Source organism: Salinigranum marinum, assembly GCF_024228675.1.
Taxonomy (GTDB): Archaea; Halobacteriota; Halobacteria; order Halobacteriales; family Haloferacaceae; genus Salinigranum; species Salinigranum marinum.
This window is the reverse complement of record NZ_CP100461.1, coordinates 1,157,727-1,176,994: the sequence shown is the minus strand read 5'-3', so window position 1 is coordinate 1,176,994 and position 19,268 is coordinate 1,157,727. Positions and strand designations below refer to the sequence as shown.

General features: G+C 68.1%; 22 protein-coding genes. 6 read left to right on the top strand and 16 right to left on the bottom strand.

The window, feature by feature from the left end; translation table 11 throughout:
* The first annotated feature begins 57 nt into the window (after window positions 1-57).
* Window positions 58-243 carry a DUF7511 domain-containing protein gene (locus tag NKJ07_RS24390; RefSeq protein WP_425504729.1) on the top strand — a complete coding sequence of 62 codons (186 nt, stop codon included), beginning with the start codon at window positions 58-60 and terminating at the stop codon, window positions 241-243.
* On the opposite strand, the gene NKJ07_RS05760 is transcribed toward NKJ07_RS24390, so the two are convergent.
* The 11 genes from NKJ07_RS05760 to mce all read right to left on the bottom strand — a co-directional run bounded on the left by NKJ07_RS05760 (window position 174) and on the right by mce (window position 11,585).
* On the bottom strand, window positions 174-407 hold the full coding sequence (locus NKJ07_RS05760; RefSeq protein WP_318569630.1) for a DUF1059 domain-containing protein: 234 nt from the start codon (window positions 405-407) through the stop codon (window positions 174-176). The two genes, NKJ07_RS24390 and NKJ07_RS05760, sit on opposite strands and share 70 nt — an antisense overlap.
* Before the next feature lie 140 nt (window positions 408-547).
* Window positions 548-2,278, bottom strand: coding sequence for a MutS-related protein (locus NKJ07_RS05755; protein ID WP_318569629.1), 1,731 nt, complete (start codon window positions 2,276-2,278; stop codon window positions 548-550).
* Between the two features lie 58 nt (window positions 2,279-2,336).
* Window positions 2,337-2,588 (bottom strand): UPF0058 family protein, encoded by a 252-nt coding sequence (locus NKJ07_RS05750; protein ID WP_318569628.1) that lies wholly within the window; start codon window positions 2,586-2,588, stop codon window positions 2,337-2,339.
* An 85-nt stretch (window positions 2,589-2,673) separates the two neighbouring features.
* The gene (locus NKJ07_RS05745; RefSeq protein WP_425504728.1) at window positions 2,674-3,072 is read right to left on the bottom strand and encodes a helix-turn-helix domain-containing protein; all 399 of its coding nucleotides are present in this window, start codon (window positions 3,070-3,072) and stop codon (window positions 2,674-2,676) included.
* Window positions 3,073-3,211: 139 nt separating this feature from the next.
* Window positions 3,212-4,021, bottom strand: a complete 810-nt coding sequence (locus tag NKJ07_RS05740; protein ID WP_318569627.1) for an N-acyl homoserine lactonase family protein — start codon at window positions 4,019-4,021, stop codon at window positions 3,212-3,214.
* Window positions 4,022-4,176: 155 nt separating this feature from the next.
* On the bottom strand, window positions 4,177-5,070 hold the full coding sequence (locus NKJ07_RS05735) for a dihydrodipicolinate synthase family protein (protein WP_318569626.1): 894 nt from the start codon (window positions 5,068-5,070) through the stop codon (window positions 4,177-4,179).
* Between the two features lie 47 nt (window positions 5,071-5,117).
* Window positions 5,118-5,930: an SDR family NAD(P)-dependent oxidoreductase gene (locus tag NKJ07_RS05730; protein WP_318569625.1), complete on the bottom strand. Its 813-nt coding sequence runs from the start codon at window positions 5,928-5,930 to the stop codon at window positions 5,118-5,120.
* 94 nt (window positions 5,931-6,024) lie between these two features.
* Window positions 6,025-7,173, bottom strand: a complete 1,149-nt coding sequence (locus NKJ07_RS05725) for an acyl-CoA dehydrogenase family protein (RefSeq protein WP_318569624.1) — start codon at window positions 7,171-7,173, stop codon at window positions 6,025-6,027.
* Between the two features lie 144 nt (window positions 7,174-7,317).
* On the bottom strand, window positions 7,318-8,973 hold the full coding sequence (locus tag NKJ07_RS05720) for a long-chain fatty acid--CoA ligase (protein ID WP_318569623.1): 1,656 nt from the start codon (window positions 8,971-8,973) through the stop codon (window positions 7,318-7,320).
* A gap of 46 nt (window positions 8,974-9,019) precedes the next feature.
* Window positions 9,020-10,966 carry an o-succinylbenzoate--CoA ligase gene (gene menE / locus NKJ07_RS05715; protein WP_318569622.1) on the bottom strand — a complete coding sequence of 649 codons (1,947 nt, stop codon included), beginning with the start codon at window positions 10,964-10,966 and terminating at the stop codon, window positions 9,020-9,022.
* A 235-nt stretch (window positions 10,967-11,201) separates the two neighbouring features.
* Window positions 11,202-11,585 carry a methylmalonyl-CoA epimerase gene (mce, locus tag NKJ07_RS05710; protein ID WP_318569621.1) on the bottom strand — a complete coding sequence of 128 codons (384 nt, stop codon included), beginning with the start codon at window positions 11,583-11,585 and terminating at the stop codon, window positions 11,202-11,204.
* A gap of 150 nt (window positions 11,586-11,735) precedes the next feature.
* Here mce and NKJ07_RS05705 point away from each other — a divergent pair, with 150 nt between their 5' ends.
* Window positions 11,736-11,879 (top strand): hypothetical protein, encoded by a 144-nt coding sequence (locus NKJ07_RS05705; protein WP_318569620.1) that lies wholly within the window; start codon window positions 11,736-11,738, stop codon window positions 11,877-11,879.
* 29 nt (window positions 11,880-11,908) lie between these two features.
* Here the strand turns inward: NKJ07_RS05705 and NKJ07_RS05700 are convergent, their stop codons facing one another.
* Together NKJ07_RS05700 and NKJ07_RS05695 are read right to left on the bottom strand one after the other, a co-directional pair.
* Entirely contained in the window at window positions 11,909-13,588 is a 1,680-nt protein-coding gene (locus NKJ07_RS05700; RefSeq protein WP_318569619.1) for an acyl-CoA mutase large subunit family protein, read from the bottom strand.
* 164 nt (window positions 13,589-13,752) lie between these two features.
* Window positions 13,753-13,881: a hypothetical protein gene (locus NKJ07_RS05695; RefSeq protein WP_318569618.1), complete on the bottom strand. Its 129-nt coding sequence runs from the start codon at window positions 13,879-13,881 to the stop codon at window positions 13,753-13,755.
* A gap of 147 nt (window positions 13,882-14,028) precedes the next feature.
* Between NKJ07_RS05695 and NKJ07_RS05690 the strand changes: the two genes are divergently transcribed.
* The gene (locus tag NKJ07_RS05690; protein ID WP_318569617.1) at window positions 14,029-14,700 is read left to right on the top strand and encodes an O-methyltransferase; all 672 of its coding nucleotides are present in this window, start codon (window positions 14,029-14,031) and stop codon (window positions 14,698-14,700) included.
* A gap of 29 nt (window positions 14,701-14,729) precedes the next feature.
* On the opposite strand, the gene NKJ07_RS05685 is transcribed toward NKJ07_RS05690, so the two are convergent.
* The 3 genes from NKJ07_RS05685 to NKJ07_RS05675 are packed head-to-tail and all read right to left on the bottom strand — an operon-like array spanning window position 14,730 to window position 16,650.
* Window positions 14,730-15,209, bottom strand: a complete 480-nt coding sequence (locus tag NKJ07_RS05685; RefSeq protein WP_318569616.1) for a hypothetical protein — start codon at window positions 15,207-15,209, stop codon at window positions 14,730-14,732.
* Between the two features lie 53 nt (window positions 15,210-15,262).
* The gene (locus NKJ07_RS05680; RefSeq protein ID WP_318569615.1) at window positions 15,263-15,847 is read right to left on the bottom strand and encodes a PH domain-containing protein; all 585 of its coding nucleotides are present in this window, start codon (window positions 15,845-15,847) and stop codon (window positions 15,263-15,265) included.
* On the bottom strand, window positions 15,844-16,650 hold the full coding sequence (locus NKJ07_RS05675; protein ID WP_318569614.1) for a hypothetical protein: 807 nt from the start codon (window positions 16,648-16,650) through the stop codon (window positions 15,844-15,846). The genes NKJ07_RS05680 and NKJ07_RS05675 overlap by 4 nt, the downstream gene beginning before the upstream one ends.
* Window positions 16,651-16,752: 102 nt before the next feature.
* Between NKJ07_RS05675 and NKJ07_RS05670 the strand changes: the two genes are divergently transcribed.
* From NKJ07_RS05670 to NKJ07_RS05660, 3 genes are all read left to right on the top strand, one after another.
* A complete protein-coding gene (locus NKJ07_RS05670) occupies window positions 16,753-17,967 on the top strand; it encodes an outer membrane protein assembly factor BamB family protein (protein ID WP_318569613.1) in 1,215 nt (404 codons plus the stop codon).
* Between the two features lie 53 nt (window positions 17,968-18,020).
* Window positions 18,021-18,794, top strand: coding sequence for a creatininase family protein (locus NKJ07_RS05665; RefSeq protein WP_318569612.1), 774 nt, complete (start codon window positions 18,021-18,023; stop codon window positions 18,792-18,794).
* Window positions 18,795-18,865: 71 nt separating this feature from the next.
* Window positions 18,866-19,264: a nascent polypeptide-associated complex protein gene (locus NKJ07_RS05660; protein ID WP_318569611.1), complete on the top strand. Its 399-nt coding sequence runs from the start codon at window positions 18,866-18,868 to the stop codon at window positions 19,262-19,264.
* The last annotated feature ends 4 nt before the right edge of the window (window positions 19,265-19,268 follow it).

Sequence of the window (19,268 nt, the reverse complement as noted above, 5' to 3'; positions counted from 1 at the left end):
CGAACTACGTAGTCGACTTAGCAGGGTTCATGACCGTCCGTGACGCGCCCTGAGGTGATGAGCCTCCACTCGGAGACGGCGACCTGCCAGCGTCGGTTCGATCTCCACGGCGTCGTGGTCAGCGACGAGAACGGGCCGGATCGGTGTACGATCTATCGCCGGGGTCGCTCACGTCACGACCGTCTGGAGACGTGGCTGTCGGCCGACGCCACCGCGTTCGTCTCGCTCCGCGAGATGCGGTGAGTCGGTCGCACCATCTCGCGGACGTCGAGTGGGTCGACCGGCAGCCTGTGCGCCTCCCACATGTGTGTCGTCATCCGTTCGACGGCAGTCTGCTCGTCGGTCGACTCGACTTCGTAGCCGCAGTCGGGGAGGCAGCCGACGCGGAGGAGGGACTCTGAGTTCACAATATCGATCAATAGCTGTATGTACTAAAACCTTTGCAACAGTAAATAAAATTCGTCATTTTTTGTCCATATATGTGTATGATAACACTGTTTTAGTGAATTTTCACCAGTGGATGTTTCGTTTCAGGCCAGATAGCTGCTCACCCCGACCAGCGCGCGTCCGAGAGCGTCCCCTGGACGGCCTCCTCGCCGACCGCCGCGGCGAGCGCCTCGAACCCCTGGCGCTCGGTTCGGTCGCGAGCGTTCGCCACCAGTCGGGAGACGATGAACTCCGGTGTGGACTTGCCGACGGTTCCGAACCGCGGCTGGTAGTCCACTTCGAGTTCGAGGTCGGTGGTGAGCCCCTCGGCGAAGATGCCGTCGGTCCGCGCCTCGGGGGGGAGCGGCGCGAGGTCGTCGGCGAGGTGGGTGACGTACACGCCCAGAGCGTCCCGGTCGACCGTGAGCGAGACCAGCCCGTTGAGGAGGTCGGCAGCCCGGCCGGGCTCCGTGATCGCCTCGAACTCGTCGACGAGCATCAGCGTGCGACCCTCGCGCGACAGCGGCGGCACGATGGTTTTCAGCGTCGATTCGAGGACGCCCGCGTTGAACGACGCGTGCCGCCGGTGGAACACGACGGCGTCGAACGCACCCACCTCGGCCGCGTCGGCCGGGACCGGCAGCCCCATCGACGCCAGCAGGACGACCTGACAGAGCGTCTCCAAGAGGGTCGTCTTCCCGCCGCTGTTCGCCCCCGTGAGAACCGCGACCCGATCCGTAGTCGGTGCCGACAGCGAGTGGCTCCCGATCCCGTACGAGATCGGCTGCGGATCGGAGATCGAGAGGTTCCGGGCCGCGTCGACGGCGAGTCCGTCCGCGACGAACGTCGGCCGGATGAGGTCGTTCGCGTCGGCGAACCGCCCGAGCGACAGCGCGACGGCGATGTCGTCGACCGCGTCGACCGCGCGTTCGACGTCCTCGCGGACCTGGTCGACGGCGGCTTCGAGGTCGGCGCTCACGACCGCCTCGCGCTCGTCGACCTGCTCGCGGAGATCGGCCACGAGCGTCCGGAGCGAACTCGACACGAAGTCGGCGGCATCGACCGCGTCGTCGGCCGTCGCGGCGGTCACCTCACCGCGCGTGAGTTCGGTCTCCTCGGCGACGTACTCGGCGAACGCGCCCCGGAACGCCGCGAGGTCGCGGACGCCGCGCTCACGGATCGTGTCGATGACGTCGAACGCGCTCCCCTCTAGCTCCTCGGCGGCGGCCAGTCGCGCTCGGAGCCGGTCGAGGTCGTCGTCGACGCCCCGTGCGACCCCGTCTCCGTCGTCCACATCGAGCGCCTCGAGCGCCGTGGCGGCCTCGGCGAGCGCGCGCTCGTCGACCCCGTCGAGCGCTGCGAACGTCTCCCCGCTGAGCCCCACGTTGCGGAGTGCGAGCGCGGCTCTGACCGCCGCCGGGCGGGCGGTTTCGGCCTCGTCGTACGCCTCGAACGCGTCCAGTACCCCGGTTCGTTCGCCGTCGTCCAGCGCGCGCCACGCGTCCCGGGCGGCGAGCACCCTGTCCAGGCGGGCCTCGCGCGTCTCGGCGTCGGCGACCGGAGTCATGACCCTGATCCGGTCGGCCGCGTGCGCGGTGATGGCGTACGACGCCGCCCGCGTGACGAGGTCGTCGTAAACGTTCCGAGCGTCGCGCGTCGCGAGCAGGTCCATCCCCGCGCCGCCCTGTGCCCGCCTGAGGATTCGCGTCGCTCGTCCACGGGTGACGCCAGCGTCGACCAACCGCCGCACGTCCGCCGATTCGATCGCGTCGACGGCGGCCGCTTCCCCGAGTGCCTCACGGAGTCGTGCCGCCGTCTTCGGCCCGACTCCCCAGAACTCCTCCAGTGACATACTCGTGGCTACGCCGGGTGTCCCTTAGTGGTTTGCAGAACGCGTGTACCGGGACCGCTCAGATCGTCGTCGACTCTTCGAGCGTGCGGTCCGACCGGCGTGACTGCGCCGTCGACTGGCGTGCGAGGGCGCAAGCGAGCGCTCGCGTGGCCGCCTCGTGGTCGGCACGCGACCGCCGAAGGGCCATCGGGGTCGTCCCAAGGGCGTTGTACGTGGTGAAGTCGTCGGGCGTCGCGAGACCCCGTTCGACGTAGTCCTCGGCCACCCGTGCCAGGAGGGCGTGGAGGTGGACGAGTTCGTTCTTGTTCATATCAGTGCTGATAGGGGCTCGAACAGCCTAAAGCACACGGTGGGGTGCGTGGCCTCCTGACTCGGCTCGGCCTCCCGACCGGCCGTTAGTCGGCGACGGTGGTCTCCAGTTCGTCGTCGTACTTGTCGCGGAACTCCTGGATGAGCTGCCCCATCTTCGCGTACCAGTCGTTGAGCATCCGCTGCATGTCGTCGGTCACTTCGTCCGCGCTCACCGGGCGGTAGACGTGGTAGTAACCGCCCTGCTCGTAGTTGACCTGTTCTTTCTGAACGAGGCCCGCCTGGAGGAGGCGCTGGACGCTCCGGTACGCGGTCGACCGTTCCCGCTCGACCCGGTCTGCGATCTGGTCGACAGTCAGGCGTTCGTCCGCGTCGACGAGCAGCTGAAAGACCTGCCTGTCGAGGTCCTTGAGCCCGTGGAAACACTCGAGGAGCCCCTCACACTCCATATCGGCCCGCAGATACTCGGCCATCGAACTCGGCATTGGTAAACGAGTAGGAATCCCGTGTGTAAAAGGGTTTGTCCTCTTCGCACACGACTGATCGACGAACGACGGGTCGTCGACGGCCGACGCCGGGGTTCGGCGGCGAGCGTCCGCCGATCGGCCGCTGCTGGGCGTCTGCTCAGCGGTTCCAGCCCCCCGCGAACGAGTCGAAGCGGTCGAGGTCGTGGCCGTACAGCACGTCCACCCTCCCGTCCGTCCGGCGGACTTCCTCTTTCAGCCGCTGGAGGCTGTCGAACCAGTGGGGTTCGCTCCAGAGCAGTCCCGGCCCCAGCGGCACCTCCTGGGCGTAGTTGGCGTCGACGTAACACTCGTCGCCGGCGACGAGCACCGTCACGTCGGGGAGGTCGATTCGGGCCCCCAGCACGCCGGGCGTGTGACCCGGGAGGTGGATGAGTTCGAAGTCGGCTGCGAGGGTGTGGCGGTCGCGGTGGACGACCTCCCAGGCGAGGTCGTGATCGAAGTCCGAGGCGAGGTACGCGATCGAGCCCTCGGTTGTCTTCGCCGAGTAGTACGCGAACTTCAGTTCCTCCTCGTGGACGTAGACCGGTGTGTCGGTCCCCGCGAAAGCCGCGAGGCCGCCCGCGTGGTCGAGGTGGAGGTGGCTCATCACGACGGCGTCGATGTCGTCGAGGCCGAACCCCGCGGCGGCGAGATCCGACTCCAGGTCGTGATCGGCGGCGTCGACGTGCTCGAACGCCGCGTACAACGGCTCGGGCCAGTAGCCGCCGCCCGCGTCGGGGTGTGAGCCCGTGTCCCACAGCACCGTGCAGTCGGGGTGATCGACGACCGCGCTCCAGACGACGAACTCGTCTCGCTCGTGGTCGGGGTTCGGTTCCTGCGCGGAGGCCATCGAGTAGCCGTCGACCACGTACCCACGGTCGGCGTGGACGCGGCCGCGGTCGAGGAGGTGGACGGAGGCGTCGACCATACCACCGGGTAGGGACGGGCGGGAATAAGCGTTCAGCCGCGGGTGTGGCGGACGGGCGACACGGACCGGTGCGCCGCACGACCGCGGACGGCCCGTGACAGCGGTCAGGTCACGGGACCGCTGGCCGCGGGATCGGAGATGAACCCTCGCCCGGATCAGTCGGCGTCGACCACTGCCAGCGAGTTTTCGACGGCCTCACCGACCGCCGCCTGCGCGTCGCCGTCGAGTTCGACGAGCGGCGGGCGGACCGCCGTCGACTCCAGAAAGCCCCGCGAGGCGGCCGCCGCCTTCGTCGCCGGAGCGAAGCCGTGAGTCGCACACTGTTCGAAGAGCGGGCCGATCGCCGTCTGCGAGATCGTCACTGCCCGCTCGATGTCGCCGGCCGCGAGCGCCGACGTAGCCGCCTCGAACACCTCGGGAACGACGTTGGCGAGGGCGTTGATGCCGCCCGTCGCGCCGCTCGCCAGCGCCGGAACGAGGACGCTGTCGGAGCCACAGAACAGCCCGAAGTCGTCGGGCGTCTCGCGCACCACTCTGAGCAGGTAGTCGAGGTCGCCGCTGGAGTCTTTGAGTCCCTGGACGCGTTCGTCGGCGGCCAGTGCCACGACCGTCTCGGGATCGAGCTCCGTGCCGACGTAGACGGGGATGTTGTAGAGGTACACCGGGAGGGGGGCGTCGTCGACGGCGGCGCGGAGGAACGCGGTCGTCCCGCCGGTCGCATTCTCGGTGTGGAAGTACGGTCCTGTCAGGAGCACCGCGTCACAGCCAGCCGCCGCCGCGGTCTCCATCCGCGACCGGACGCCGGCGACGCTCGTGTCCGCCACCCCCGCGATCACGCGACCGCTGGCGGCGTCGGCCGTCGTCTCGACGACTCGGCGGTACTCGTCACGGGAGAGGCTAGCGAACTCGCCGGTCGTCCCGCAGGGGACGACGCCGTCCGTCCCCCGGTGTTCGACGCTGTCGACGAGCGACGCGAGCGCCTCGGCGTCGACCGCGTCGTCGTCGGTGAACGGGGTCACGAGCGGCGGGTACACTGGATACGGGGTCATGCTCGTCGAGACCGACCGTCATGAAATAAACGTTGGGAGTGTGGCGGTTAGATGACGTTCTGGGTGATGCCGCCGTCGACTTTGACGGCCTCGCCCGTCACGTTCCGGTTGGTCGCGAAGTAGACCGCGAGCCGGCCCATGTCTTCGGGCGTCTGGTCGCGGCCCAGGGGGATCACGTCGCCGATGATCTCGTCGTAGCTCCCCTCCATCGCCGGTGTGAGCACCTTCTCCCACATCGGCGTGTTCACGATCCCGGGACAGATGGCGTTGACCGTCACGTCGTCCGGCGCGAGTTCGAGCGCGAGACACTTCGTCAGCCCCATGACGGCGTGTTTCGACGCGACGTAGTGCCCGAGTCCCGCCGCGCCGATCTCGCCCGCGATCGACGCCGTGTTGATCATCGTGCCCGTGCTCTTGCGGAGCTCCGGGATGGACGCCTTCGCACAGAGGTAGACGCCCTTGACATTGACGTCCATGACCGAGTCCCACTCCGCTTCGTCCAGCTCTTCGACCGGCGAGAGCGTGATGATGCCGGCGTTGTTCACCATGACGTCGAGCGCGCCGAACTCCTCGACCGTACGGTCGACCATCGATTCGACCTGGTCGGCCTTCGTCACGTCACACTCGACCACCATCGAGCGCCGGCCCATCGTCTCGATCTCGTCGGCGAGCGCGTGCGCGGTCTCCGCGCCGTGGACATCCTCGCTGCCCTGCTGGTTGTACGCCGTGTCGAGGACGTCCACGTCCGCGAGGACGACGTCACTGCCCGCCCGTGCCAGTTCACGGGCGATGCCGCCGCCGATCTGTCCTCCCGCCCCGGTCACGACCGCCGTCTTCCCGTCGAGTTCTGTTGTCGACATGCGCACCGAGTGTATGTCTGACGGTATCAAATAACACTCTCATCGTTCGGCTGAGTATCGTCTCTCTGTGACTGTCGGTCACTGCGACTATCGGTCACCGTGACTGTCGGTAGACCAGGTCCCGCTGGATCTCGTTCGCCCCCTCGTAGATGACGGGGATACGGACGTCCCGGTACACCCGTGAGATCCGGTTCTCCGCGAGGATCGAGCGTCCGCCGTGCAGTTGCATACCGCGTTCGGCACAGTCCATCGCGACCTCGGTCGCCTTCAGCTTCGTCATCGCGGCCCACAGCCCGGGCTGGTCGGCGTCGTGGACCTTCTCGGCGGCGCGCCAGGTGAGCGCCCGGGCGGCCTCGAACTCCGTCCGCATGTCGGCGAGCGTGTGCTGGACGGCCTGGAACTCGCTCACCGAGCGGTCGAACGCCTGCCGATCGTGGACGAACGCCCACGCCTCCTCGATGGCCGCCGCGGCCAGTCCGAGACCGTGACCGCCGACGATCACCCGACCCTTGTTGAAGAAGTCCGCGAGCATCCCGAAGCCCTCGCCCCGCGCGCCGACGAGGTGCTCGGCCGGGACGGTACAGTCGTCGAGGACGATGTGGCCCTGTTTGGAGGCCCGCATCCCGATCTTCTCCGGGATGTGCTCGGCGTGGTACCCCTCGCGGTCGGTGTCGACGATGAACAGCGAGTAGTTCGCGTGGGCCTTGTCGGTGTCGTCCGTCTTCGCGTAGACCGTGAGCCAGTCGGCCTCGACCGCGTTGCCGACCCAGTACTTCTCGCCGTTCAGCACCCAGCCGTCGTCGGTTCGCTCGGCCGAGGTGGTCATCCCGGCCATGTCGCTTCCCGTCTCCGGCTCCGAGACCGCGAGCCCCGAGAGCTGGTCGTTGGCGGCGACCGGTTCGAGCCACGTCTGCTTCTGGGCCTCGTCGCCGTACGACTCCACGATACTACAGCCGAAGCTCGCGAGTTGGAGGGTGAGTGCGATTCCCGCGTCCGCCCGGTACAGTTCCTCGGCGATGGCCAACTGCTGTGCGAGGTCGAACCCCGACCCACCCCACCGTTCGCCGATGTCGCCCGCGACGAGCCCGGCGTCCATCCCGGCTTCGAGCACGTCCCACGGGTACGCGCCCGAGGCGTGGTAGTCGGCGGCCACGGGCTCGATCCGTTCGGCGGCGAACTCGCGGGCACGACGCTTGATCTCGCGGGCACGTTCGGGCACGACGGAGTCGTCGAGGAGGTCCATGTCTCGCGGTAGGGATGAACGATCAAAATAGTTCGTGAACGTTACCGAACCGGCCGGCGGTTCATCAGGTCTGTCGTCAGTCGGTGCCGGCTATCGCCGACCCCAGGGGCGGCGACGACCGGGAACCAGCGACGACAGACCGTCTCAGTCGTCGTCGGGTGCGGCCCCCTCGGGCACGTCGTCGACGTCGTGATCGGCGTACTCCTCGCGGAGCACCTTCTTGTCGAACTTCCCGGTCGCGGTCTTCGGCACCGCGTCGATGTAGACGACGTCGTCGGGGACCCACCACGTCGGGTAGTCCCCTTCGAGCAGGTCGGCGATGTCGCTCCGGAGCGGTCCCTCACCGACGCCCTCGCGCGGGACCACGAACGCCACCGGCCGCTCCTGCCACTTCTCGTGTGGGACGCCGATGACGGTCGCCTCGACCACGTCGTCGTGAGCCATGATGGCGTTCTCCAGTTCCTGGCTGGAGATCCACTCGCCGCCCGACTTGATCACGTCCGTCGCGCGGTCGACGATCTGGATGTATCCGTCGGGGTCGACGGTGACGACGTCACCGGTCTTCAGCCACCCGTCGGCGAAGTCCGTCTCGTTGGCGTCCGGGCGGCGGAAGTACTCCGTCGTCACCCAGGGCCCGCGGATCCAGAGCTCGCCGAACTGCTCGCCGTCCCACGGCACCTCGCCCTCGTCGCTCATGACTTTGAACTCCAGTCCGGGGAGCACGAGCCCCTGTTTGACCCGTTTCTCGTCGCGTCGTTCGGGGGGCAACGACTCCATCCCCGGTTTGAGGTGGGCGACGGCGGCGACGGGCGAGGTCTCGGTCATCCCCCACGCGTGCACCACCTGCACGTCGTACTCCTCCTCGTACGTGCGGACGAGCGACTTCGGTGCCGCGGCCCCGCCGATGGCGACCCGTTCGAGCGACGAGAGGTCCGCCTCGTTCTCCTCGAGATACTCGAGCAGACCCAGCCAGACGGTGGGGACGCCCGCCGAGAACGTCACGCCCTCGGTCTCGATGAGCCGGGCGAGGTCGGCCGGGTCGGGCGCGGGCCCCGGATAGACGTGTTTCGCGCCGGCGGCCGTCGTCGCGTACGGGAACCCCCACGCCATCACGTGGAACATCGGCACGACGGGCATCACGACGCTGTCGGCGCGGAAATCCAGCCCCGCCTCCGGGAGGATCCCCATCGTGTGCGCCCACATCATCCCCTGGCTGTACTCGACGCCTTTCGGTTTGCCCGTCGTCCCCGATGTGTAACACATCCCGGCGGGCGTCTCGTCGTCGAGCGCGGGCCAGTCGTACGTCTCCGCGTGCCCCCCGACGAACGACTCGTAGTCGACCACGGGGTCGAGCGACGTCTCGGGCACGTCGCTCCCCATCACGACGAACCGCTCGACGGTGTCGAACGCGCCGTCGGCCTCTGCGGCCGCGCCCTCGAGTTTCTCCACGAGCGACGGGTCGACGAACAGGAGTCTGTCCGCGGCGTTCTCGACGATGTACTTGACGTGGTGGTCCGGCAACAGGGGGTTGATGGTGTGGAGCTGTGATCCGCGGGAGGGGACCGCGAAGTACGTCTCGAAGTGCCGGGTGTGGTTCCAGCAGAACGTCGCGACCCGCTCTCCGTCGTCGATCCCCACCCCGTCGAGCGCGTTCGCGAGTTGGGCCACCCGACGGTCGTACGCCGCGTACGTCGTCCGATCGATCCCCTCGTGTGTACGCGAGACGATCTCACGGTCGGGGTACAGTTTCGCCGCCCGCCACAGGAACGGTCGTAACGTCTGGGCTGTCGTCCCTACCATAGCTCCAACTGACACGGAACCATAATGATTGTTCCTCCGAGACGGCTCAGTTCTCGTGTGGCTCGGCGTCCGACGCCGCCCGATCGTCCGCCTCGGCGTCGTCGGCTCCGTCGTGATCGTCCTGTCCCTCGGAGTCGTCTCCGTCCGTGTCGCCAGCGCTGTCTGTTCGCTCGTCGGGGTCGGCTTCGACGTTCGAACCGTCGGCGGGGTCCTCCGGAAGCACCTCCCGAACGAAGTCAGGTGGATCCGGCTCGGGCTCCGCGTCGTCCGGCGCGTCGGTCGCGTCGTCCGCCCCGACGGAGTCCTCGGCCGGTTCGTCGCCCAGCCCCCAGGCCGACCCGCCGCCGAGGAACCCGTCGCCGTTCGCGTCGGCGGCCGACTCCGCCCCGCCGCCGACGGTCCGGTCGTCGTCGATCAGTGTCTCGGGCGCGGCGGAGTCGGACGGGTCGGTCTCGCTCTCGTCGGACCCGCCGGCCACCGCCGTGTCGGCGGCGGCCTCGGCGTCCGGGATCGCCGTCCCCTCCGCCAGGCGGTCCCGAACGGCGTCGCGCCGGACGGTCCCCGACTCGGTTCGTGGGAGCTCGTCGGCGAACGACACCACTCGGGGGAGTTTGAACCCCGAGAGTCGCTCGCGGCAGTGGCTGTCGAGTTCGTCGACCGTCAGATCGTCCCCGACGGGCACGACGAGCGCACCGACCAGCTGCCCCCACTCGTCGTCGGGCACGCCCACGACGGCCGTGTCGGCGACCATCGGATGCGAGCGGAGCACGTCGGCGACCTCGCGGGGGTAGACGTTCTCCCCGCCGGTGATGATCCGGTCGTCGACCCGGCCGACGAGAAAGAGGTGGCCGTCCTCGTCGCGGTAGCCCACGTCGCCCGTCCGGAGCCCGTGCGGGCCGAACGCCGCCGCCGTCGCCTCGGGGTTTCCGTAGTAGCCCGGCGACACCGTCGGGCCGTCGACGACGATCTCGCCGATCTCACCGGGACCGAGGGGCGCGTCGTCGTCGCCACGGATGGACACCGAGGTCCAAAACAGCGGCCGGCCGACAGTCCCGATGTCGTCGAACGCCTCGTTCGGCGTGGCCGTGGCGGCCTGGGATGCGGTCTCGGTCATCCCGTACGTCGGGTGGATCGGCACGGAGAAGTCACGACAGCGTTCGAGGAGTTCGTCCGGGGCGGGCGCGCCACCCAGCAACACCACCCGGAGCGAGTCCGCGAGCGTCCCCCGGAGGTCGAGCATCCGCCTCAACATCGTCGGGACGAGCGAGATGCAGGTGACGTCGTAGTTCCCGATGTCGTCGGCGGTCCGCCCCGCGTCGAACGACTCCCGGAGCACGACGGTCGTCCCGTACAGCGGCATCCGGATGACGGGCGACAGGCCGCCCATGTGGCTGAGCGGGAGACACACCAGCCAGCGGTCGTCGCGGTGCAGTCCGAGCCTGAACGCCGAGGCGACGGCGTTCCACAGGAGGTTGCCGGTCGTGAGGCGGACGACCTTCGGCTCGCCGGTCGTCCCGGAGGTAAACAGCAGAAGCCGCGTGTCGCCGAGGTCCCAGTCGACGGATTCGACCGCCGCGGGGGTCGTCTCCGCGAGCGCGACGGCGTCGTCGGTCGTGGGGTCGTCGACCGAACAGATCGGCCCGTCGAACGCCTCGATCGCACGCGCTTCGGTCGTTTCCGAACAGACGAGGGTGGTCACGTCCGCCGCGTCGATCTGGTCTCTCAGCTCGTCAGCGGTGAGCCGATGGCTGAGCGGGGCCAACACGACGCCGAGTCGGTCGGCCGCGTGGATCGCACAGACCGCGGCCAGTCGGGTTTCGAGGACCGTTCCGAGATGGTCGCCGGCCTCGACACCGAGTGCGGTCAGCCGGCCGGCGAGGTCGTCGACCATGGCGTCGAGACCCGCGAAGGAGAGCGTCTCGCCGGTCGCTGCGCGGACGAGCGCCGTGCGCTCGGGAGCCGCTTGTGCCCGGTGAGAGAGCCAGTCATACATCCGTGACTCCAACGTCGCCACCCGGCCACTACTGTCTTTCTCTCGGCGTCGCCCGGCGGCCGATCCGGCGGAACCGCCCACGGCAGGCTCGGAGACGCCGACGGGAGCCGTCGGATCGTCGACGTACCGGTCTCCCTGCGGTCGGCCGCGTCACAGCGGGACTGTCGCAGCCGTGTGTACCGGTGCCTCGTCACCGCGATCCGGCGAGACACCGGTGACGACTCGCGACGGCCTCTCAGTGCTCGACGAACTCCACGAGGACGCCGCCCGTCGACTTCGGATGGAGGAACGCGACCGTGTGTCCCCACGCCCCCGGGCGGGGCTCCTCGTCGACGAGGTCGACGCCCAGCTCCCGGGCCCGTTCGAGCGAGCTGTCGATGTCCGGCGTCCGCAACGCGACGTGGTGGATCCCGGCTCCGTTCCGTTCGAGGTAGCGGGCGATCGCCCCGTCGTCCCGTGGCTCCAGCAACTCGAAGTAGCCGGTGTCCAGTTCGAGAAAGACGACCGACATCCCCTCGAACGTCTCTTCGTGTGCGACCGGCGTCCCGAGCAGATCGGCGTACAGGTCAGCGAGGTCGGCGGCAGCGGTGGTCGCGACACCGATGTGGTCAAACTCCATGCCTCGGTGGTCTCGCCCCGTCGGATAAACTCCACCGCCGAACAGCCGCGCCGGCCGGAGAGTTTCCGATGGTGAATGGTACCGACAGGTATTTGTTCTTCCTGTGCAGATACATCATTAACGATGATGAAGGAATACGCACCGTGCCCGATGTGTTCACAACGCTTCGAGAACCGCACTGATCTCAGGGTTCACCTCATGTGTGAACACCGCAAGAGTGCGATCACGGACGAACTGCTGGCGGCCGTCGAGACCGCCTCCACCCGCCGCACGGTGAGCGTACTCGACTCCTGACCGGGCAGTTCAGTCGTCGCTTTTTCGGCTCAGAGCGCGCTTCCGGGCTGATACTCGCCGAACTCGTCGCGGAGCACGCCGCACACCTCGCCGACCGTCGCGGACGCCTTCACCGCCTCGATGATCGGCGGCATGAGGTTTCCGTCACTGCGGGCGACGTCGCGCACCGTCGCGAGCGCGTCCTCGACCGCCGCCTCGTCGCGGTCGTTTCGGACCCCGTTCAGATGCTCGACCTGGCGGCGTTCGTCCTCCTCGGAGACCTCCTCGATGTCGACCTGCGGTTCCTCGTCGACGCGGAACTCGTTGACGCCGACGATGACCCGGTCGCCTGCTTCTATCTCGCGCTGGCGCTCGAAGGCGACGTCCTGGATCTGCCGCTGGACCCACTGGTTCTTGACGCAGTCGAGCATCCCGCCGCGCTCGTCGATCTCGTCGAGGAGCGCGAAGGCGTCCTCCTCGACGCGGTCGGTGAGCGACTCGACGTAGTACGAGCCCGCGAGCGGGTCGATCGTGTCGGCCGCGCCGGACTCGTGAGCGAGGATCTGCTGGGTCCGGAGCGCGGTCCGAACCGACTTCTCCGTGGGCAGTGAGAGCGCCTCGTCCTTCCCGTTGGTGTGGAGGCTCTGCGTGCCGCCGAGCACGGCCGCCAGCGCCTGGTAGGCGACGCGGACGATGTTGTTGTCGACCTGCTGTGCCGTGAGGGTGGAGCCGCCGGTCTGGGTGTGGAACTTCAGCTGTTTCGACTTGGGGTTCTCGGCCCCGAACCGCTCGTCCATGATCGTCGCCCACATCCGCCGCGCCGCGCGGAACTTCGCGACCTCCTCTAAGACGTTGTTGTGGGCGTTGAAGAAAAACGACAGCTGCGGCGCGAACGAGTCCACGTCGAGCCCCGCGTCCACGGCGGCCTGGACGTACTCGATCCCGTTACCGAGCGTGAAGGCGATCTCCTGGGCTGCCGTCGAGCCGGCCTCGCGGATGTGGTACCCCGAGATGGAGATGGTGTTGAACTTCGGCGTCTCGGCGGCACAGAACTCGAAGATGTCGGTGATGAGCCTCATGGAGGGCTCCGGCGGGTAGATGTAGAGGTTCCGCGCGACGTACTCCTTCATGATGTCGTTCTGGATCGTCCCCCGGAGCTTCTCGCGCGGGACGCCCTGCTCGTCGCCCACCGCGATGTACATCGCGAGCAGGACCGCCGCAGGCGCGTTGATCGTCATCGACGTGGAGACCTCGTCGAGCGGGATCCCGTCGAATACCGTCTGCATGTCGTCGAGCGTGTCGATGGCGACGCCGGACTTGCCGACCTCGCCCGCGGCCATGTCGGCGTCGGAGTCGTAGCCCATCTGCGTCGGGAGGTCGAAAGCGAGAGACAGCCCCGACGAGCCGTTGTCGATGAGGTAGCGGAACCGCTCGTTCGTCTCGCGGGCGGTGCCGAAGCCGGCGTACTGTCGCATCGTCCACAGCCGGCCGCGGTGCATCGTCGGGTAGACGCCCCTGGTGTAGGGCTCCTCCCCGGGGAATCCCAGGTCCTCGCGGTAGTCCGTCTCGACGTCCGCGGGCGTGTACAGTCGGTCGACCTCCTGCCCGCCGGTATCGGTCGTGAACGTCTCCTCGCGCTCCCCGAACCGGTCCAGCGTCGGACCGAGCGTCTCTTCCTCCCACTCGGATTTCGCAGCGCGAATGCGTTCGAGGTCTGCGGGGTCGTACATCGACTACCGTGACGGTCGGGGCGGACTTAACGGTGGTCGTTGGCGGACCGCGAACGCGCGACTCGGGCGAGGCGAGGGTGGGACGAGACGCGAAAGTACGGGAGAACGAGACTGGGTCCCGGTCGCTGGGCGGGCCTGACGCGGCCGGACGCGACTTCGGTCGTCTACGCGCCGCCGGACGGCGTCGAGGGGTCGTTGTCGCCGTTCAGGATGCGGTCAAGGATCTCGTCGAAGTCCGGGAGGTACGGGTCTCGTTCGGGCTCGTCTGAGGGGTCGTACGGAACGAGTGGCATCTGTGTATCCTCCGTTCGGTTCTCGACAACTCCCCGTCAGGTGATAATAGTTGTCCTTCTCGGACGGGGAGACGGGGTTGATCGACGGCCGCCGGCGACGACACCCACGGGGGAGGGTTAATCCCGGACCGGGGCAACCGGTGAGGTATGGACGAACAACTCCGTCGACTCCTCGGGGCGGTCGCGCCGACACACGACGACCGGCAGTCCCGGATGCTCGACCACGGCGTGGCCGAGGGCTTCCCGACCGTCGGGCCGCAGGTCGGGGGCGTCCTCCGCCTCCTCGCGCGACTCACGGACGCCACCGACGTCTTCGAGTTCGGGTCGGGGTTCGGCTACTCCGCCTCGTGGTTCGCCCGCGGGATGGACGGCGGTCGGATCGTCCTCACGGAGTACGACGACGAGGAACTCGCGCTCGCACGGGAGTTCCTCGACGGCGCGTACGGTGTCGACTTCGTCTTCGAGTCGGGCGACGCGATGGCCGCGGTCGGCCGGTACGACGGCCCGTTCGACGTGGTATTGCTCGACCACGAGGGGGCACGCTACGCGCCGGCGCTCGCGCGGGTTCGCGAGAAACTCGAACCCGGCGGTGTCGTCGTCGCCGACAACGTGACTGCCGGCCCCGTCGACGCCGAGACCCTCTCCGTGATGCTCGACACCGAGGAAGATCCACTGGTCACGCGCGACGAGCCGTGGGACGTCGACACGACGACCGAAGGGATCGCGTCGTACCTGGACCTCGTTCGGAGCGATCCGGCGCTCGAGACGGTCGTCCTCCCGGCCGGGGAGGGCGTGGCGGTCAGTGTTCGGGTCGGGTAGTCGCTCCGTCGACGCGTGCGGGGGAGGGATTACTCGGACGCGTCGAAGGTCGTCCGCCGCCGGTACAACACACCGAAACCGGCGACGAGCAGTCCGAGGAACGCACCGACGACCACGGGAATCAGCGGCGCGTATTCGAGTGCAGACGTCTGTCCCGTCCTCGGGGTGGGTGTGGGTTGCAACCAGAGTGAGACGCCCAGCGCGACCCCACCACAGACCACGAGCGCCGCGACGACGTACGACGTCCGAACGACGACGAAGCGCGGAGCGGGCTGTCTCGCGCCGTCGACCGCGACGAGGAGCCCCGTGCCCGCGGCGAGGGCACCGAGTTGCGCGAGCGAGAACTGGAGCGGCGTCGTGGCCTCGACCACCGGGGTGAGCAGGAGGGTCACGAGTGCGGTGACGCCGCCGGCGAGAAGCGCGACTCCGAACCGCAGGACCGGGCCCGGCGTCGGTGTCACGTCCCCGTCGGTTCTGTGCCCGTCTCGCTCGCGTGGCTCCGTCGACATCAGCGCGCTCCCGTCCGAGCGACCAGTGCCGTGAGGTGACGTCCGGGCATCGGTCAGTACTGCTCCCGTTCGACGTGCCGTCGGATCAGTGCCTGGACCCGTTCGGACTCGGGGACGTTCTCGAACGCGAGGAACCCGATACCGCGGGCGTCCGCGGCCGTGAGGAACCCGACCGTTCCGACGTTGAGGGCGGTCTGGACGCGACTCTGTGTCCGTTCGTATCCACGGACCTTCTCGAGCGGGAGTTCGCGCGACTTCGAAGAGTACAACAGCGAGTACTCCCGGCGAAGCGCGTCTTCCGTGACCACGTACCGGAACCGTGTGAGAAGGTAGACCCGGACCAGCAGTCGCGCGACGGCGACCACGAACACGAACGCGACGACGTACACGCCGATCTGTGTGGCCTCTGGCCCGCCGAGCAGGTCCGGCCTGGACAGGAGGTACCCGACGACCGCGAGTCCGACGAGGGCGGTGAGTCCGAGTTTGACCGCGGTCGGTTTGGCCGACGGGTTCGTGACGAACAGGACGCCGGACGCTCCCTGGTCGGCGTGGCTCCCGTTCGTCGGGTCACCGTCGGTTCGCTTCCCGTCGGTGTCTGCGAGCTGTTCTGCCGTCGTCCGCTGATTCGCATCTGTCATACGAGACTGCCTCCAGTGAGGGTGAGCGCGATGGACCCGAGCACGAACGCTGCCGGGGTCGCCCCGACCGTGACGACCGTTATCGCTGCCGTCGTCTGCGACGCGCCGTGGTTGAGCCGCGACCCGAGGTACATCGAGTAGACGAAGTACCCGACGGTGACGACGAGCGTAGCGAGTGCGAGCTGCCCGGTGGGCGTCGCCCCCGCGAGGTCGACTGCGGTCGGACGCCCAGACGGGAGTTCGAGGCCGGCCCCCGTGGCGTCGATGAGGGTGTAGATGAACCGCTTCTGGACGTTCAGCACGAACTGGTCGACGACGACCACCGACGGAGCGGTCGCGATGAACCAGACGACGCTGAACACGCCCGCGAGGTACGCACTCGTGCTGTAGACGACCGTGTGTAACGACGGGAGGACGCCGGCGGAACTCCGGGTCAACCAGACGCTGCCATGGAACGCGAGAAACGTAAGCGCGGCCCCGAGCGAGATGTACAACGAGTTCTGCACGAACCGTTGTGCGAAATCCCACGCCTCGATCGGCGAGAGGCCGCCGACCCGCGTGACCGCCGCGATCGCCGACGGCGGCGCGGTAGCGGTGAACGTCGAGCCGAACCCGGCCAGCGTGATCGGGACCGCGTAGATCACGAGATTGACGACGAACACCGTAAGGAGACGGCGACTCCCCGAGACAGTTGCTCCGAGCGAGCCGCTGGCACGAGCGACGTCCGCCCGGACGAACCGCGAGGGGCGAACCACCGCGTTGTAGGTACTGCCGACGACACCAGTCGTCACGAGACGACGCATACGGAGTAATGGTCGGAAGTACTGAATATAACAGTTCCGAGAAATAATCAGAATCGATATCGTCTACTCAAGCTATATGTCAGCCGAGCCGTACCGTACCCTATGCACAGACGAGATCTGTTGGCTCTCGTCGGGATGGCGGGAACGAGCGGGTGTCTTCGACTACAGGAGAGCGGCCCGGCAGCGGCCGATACGACGACCCCGGCGACCGGAGGCCCCGACGGCGACGACGCGGACACCGAGCCGTCCACCGGCGAGGAGGACACTGGAGACACGGTCGGAATCGGCGAGGTGACGCTCACCGAACGCTGGACCGACGGGTGGCACGTGAACGACGGCTGGGTGTCGAACCAGACGTTCTACCTCAGCGGGACCGACGGCGTGGGGACGGCACATCAGTCGGAGATGGGCTGGACCGCCGAACTCGCCGACGACGACGTCCTCGGCACCGAGGCGTTCGGAATCAGTGGTGGTCGGGCGGTGTTCGGCCTGAGCCCCGACCCGGACGGCGAGGGTTACTCGCCCGAGGTCGGGGCGCAGTTCTACGCGTACGACCACCCCGCCGGCGAGAAGGCGTGGCGCTTCGACGCACCACCCGACGCGCGACACAACTACGCCCGGGGCGTCGCGGTCGTCGACGGTGTCGCGGCGGTCGGAAGCCACACCTACGGGATGGACATCGACTACGACCCGCTCGTCACTGGCGTCGACATGCAAACGGGCGAGCAGGTGTGGGACACTCACCTCGCCGAGGTCGGTGGCCGCTATCTCGTCGACATCGCGACGTACGACGGAGCCATCTGTGTGGGGTCAACCGGGACGTCCGACGCGGGAATAACGCTTCTCGACCCGGCGACGGGTGAGATCGTCAAGCACTACGACAGGATCAGGATGTCGACCGACGGCGCGGCCGTCTCGGGCAGCAGTTACTACCCGTGCGCGTTCGACCAGATGGCCGCTTACAGCCTCGACGACGGGAGCACGCGGTGGTCGACAGACGTCGACGACCGCATCGTGGCCCAGCCCGTCGTCGACAACACGCTGGTCGTCTGCGGGACGGTCGCCGGGACGGTCTACGCGATCGAGCGGGACACCGGAACGGTGCGCTGGCAGGCGAGTGTCGACGAAACCGTCGAATCAGTGGCGCTCTCGGTGTCGCACGTCTGGGCAGCCAACCAGGCAAACGGCCTCACCGGGTTCGCCCGGGACGGTGGGTCTGTCGTTCACCGGTCGACGCAGGACGTGAGCGATCTCGCCGTGTACGACGACACCCTCCTCGTCGGCGGTGACGACACGACCGCCTACACCATCGAGTGAGGCGCGCCGGCGCGGGCCCAACTTATACGTACCCGACGACGGATGTTCAGTCGATGTATCTCGCAGACGAGGCGTGGCCCGACCTCGAAACCTACTTCGAAGCGGAGTCGCTGGCGATCGTCCCGCTCGGCTCGACCGAACAGCACGGCCCACATCTCCCCGAGGGCACGGATCACCTCATCGCCGAGGCCTTCGCGCGCGAGGCCGCCGAGCGCACCGGCTACCTCTGCACCCCGACGATAACCGTCGGCGTCAGCCCACACCACCGGCAGTTCCACGGCACGATGTGGGCGGACGCGCCCGCCTTCAGAGACTACGTCGAGTCGCTGACGCGGAACCTCACCTACCACGGAATCGACCGCGTCGTCTACGTCAACGCCCACGGCGGCAACGTCGTCCATCTCCGTGAAGTCGGTCGCCGCCTCCGCGACGCCGGCGACGCCTACGCCATCGAGTGGATGTGGGACGAATCGATCCCCGACCTGATCGAGGACGCCTTCGCCCAGCCCGGCCCCCACGGCGGCCCGAAGGAGACGTCGCTCATCCAGTACCTCCACCCCGAACTCGTCCACGACGAGCGGTTAGCGGACGCGCGAGACGGCGGCCTCGTCGACTGGGAGAACCACCCCGAGGCCGTCCAGAACGGCGCGCGGACGTTCTACGACGCCATCGACAACACGGACAACGGCGTGCTGGGCGACCAGACCGACGCCTCCGCCGAGACGGGCGAGCGGCTGTTCGAGGCCGCGACGACCCAGCTCGTCGAGCTCTGTGAGTGGCTCGCAACCCGGGAGTTCGAGGCGCTGTTGCCGAAAGACCACGTCTGAGCTCTCTCGCGCCGGCGGACGCGCTCCCGTGGTTCGCCACGCTTTTGCCGACCCACACCCTCTCGCGAGATATGTTTGGAGGCGGCGGCATGAACCCGCGGAAGATGCAGCAGATGATGAAACAGATGGGCATCGACGTCACCGAACTCGATGCCGAAGAGGTGATCATCCGGACCGGAGACGAGGAACTCGTCTTCTCCGACGCACAGGTCACCCGGATGGACGCCCAGGGGACCCAGACGTACCAGGTCGTCGGCGAGCCCGAGACGCGAGAGCGCGGAGCCGGTGAGGCGAGCGACGCCGATGCTGTCGACGATGCCGACGACGGCACGACGGGAGTCGACGACGCGATCCCCGACGAGGACGTTCAGCTCGTCGTCGAGCGCGCCGGCGTCACCCCCGACGAGGCCCGCGAGGCGCTCGCCACGGAGGACGGCGACCTGGCGGCGGCGATCGCCCGGTTCCAGTGACGCG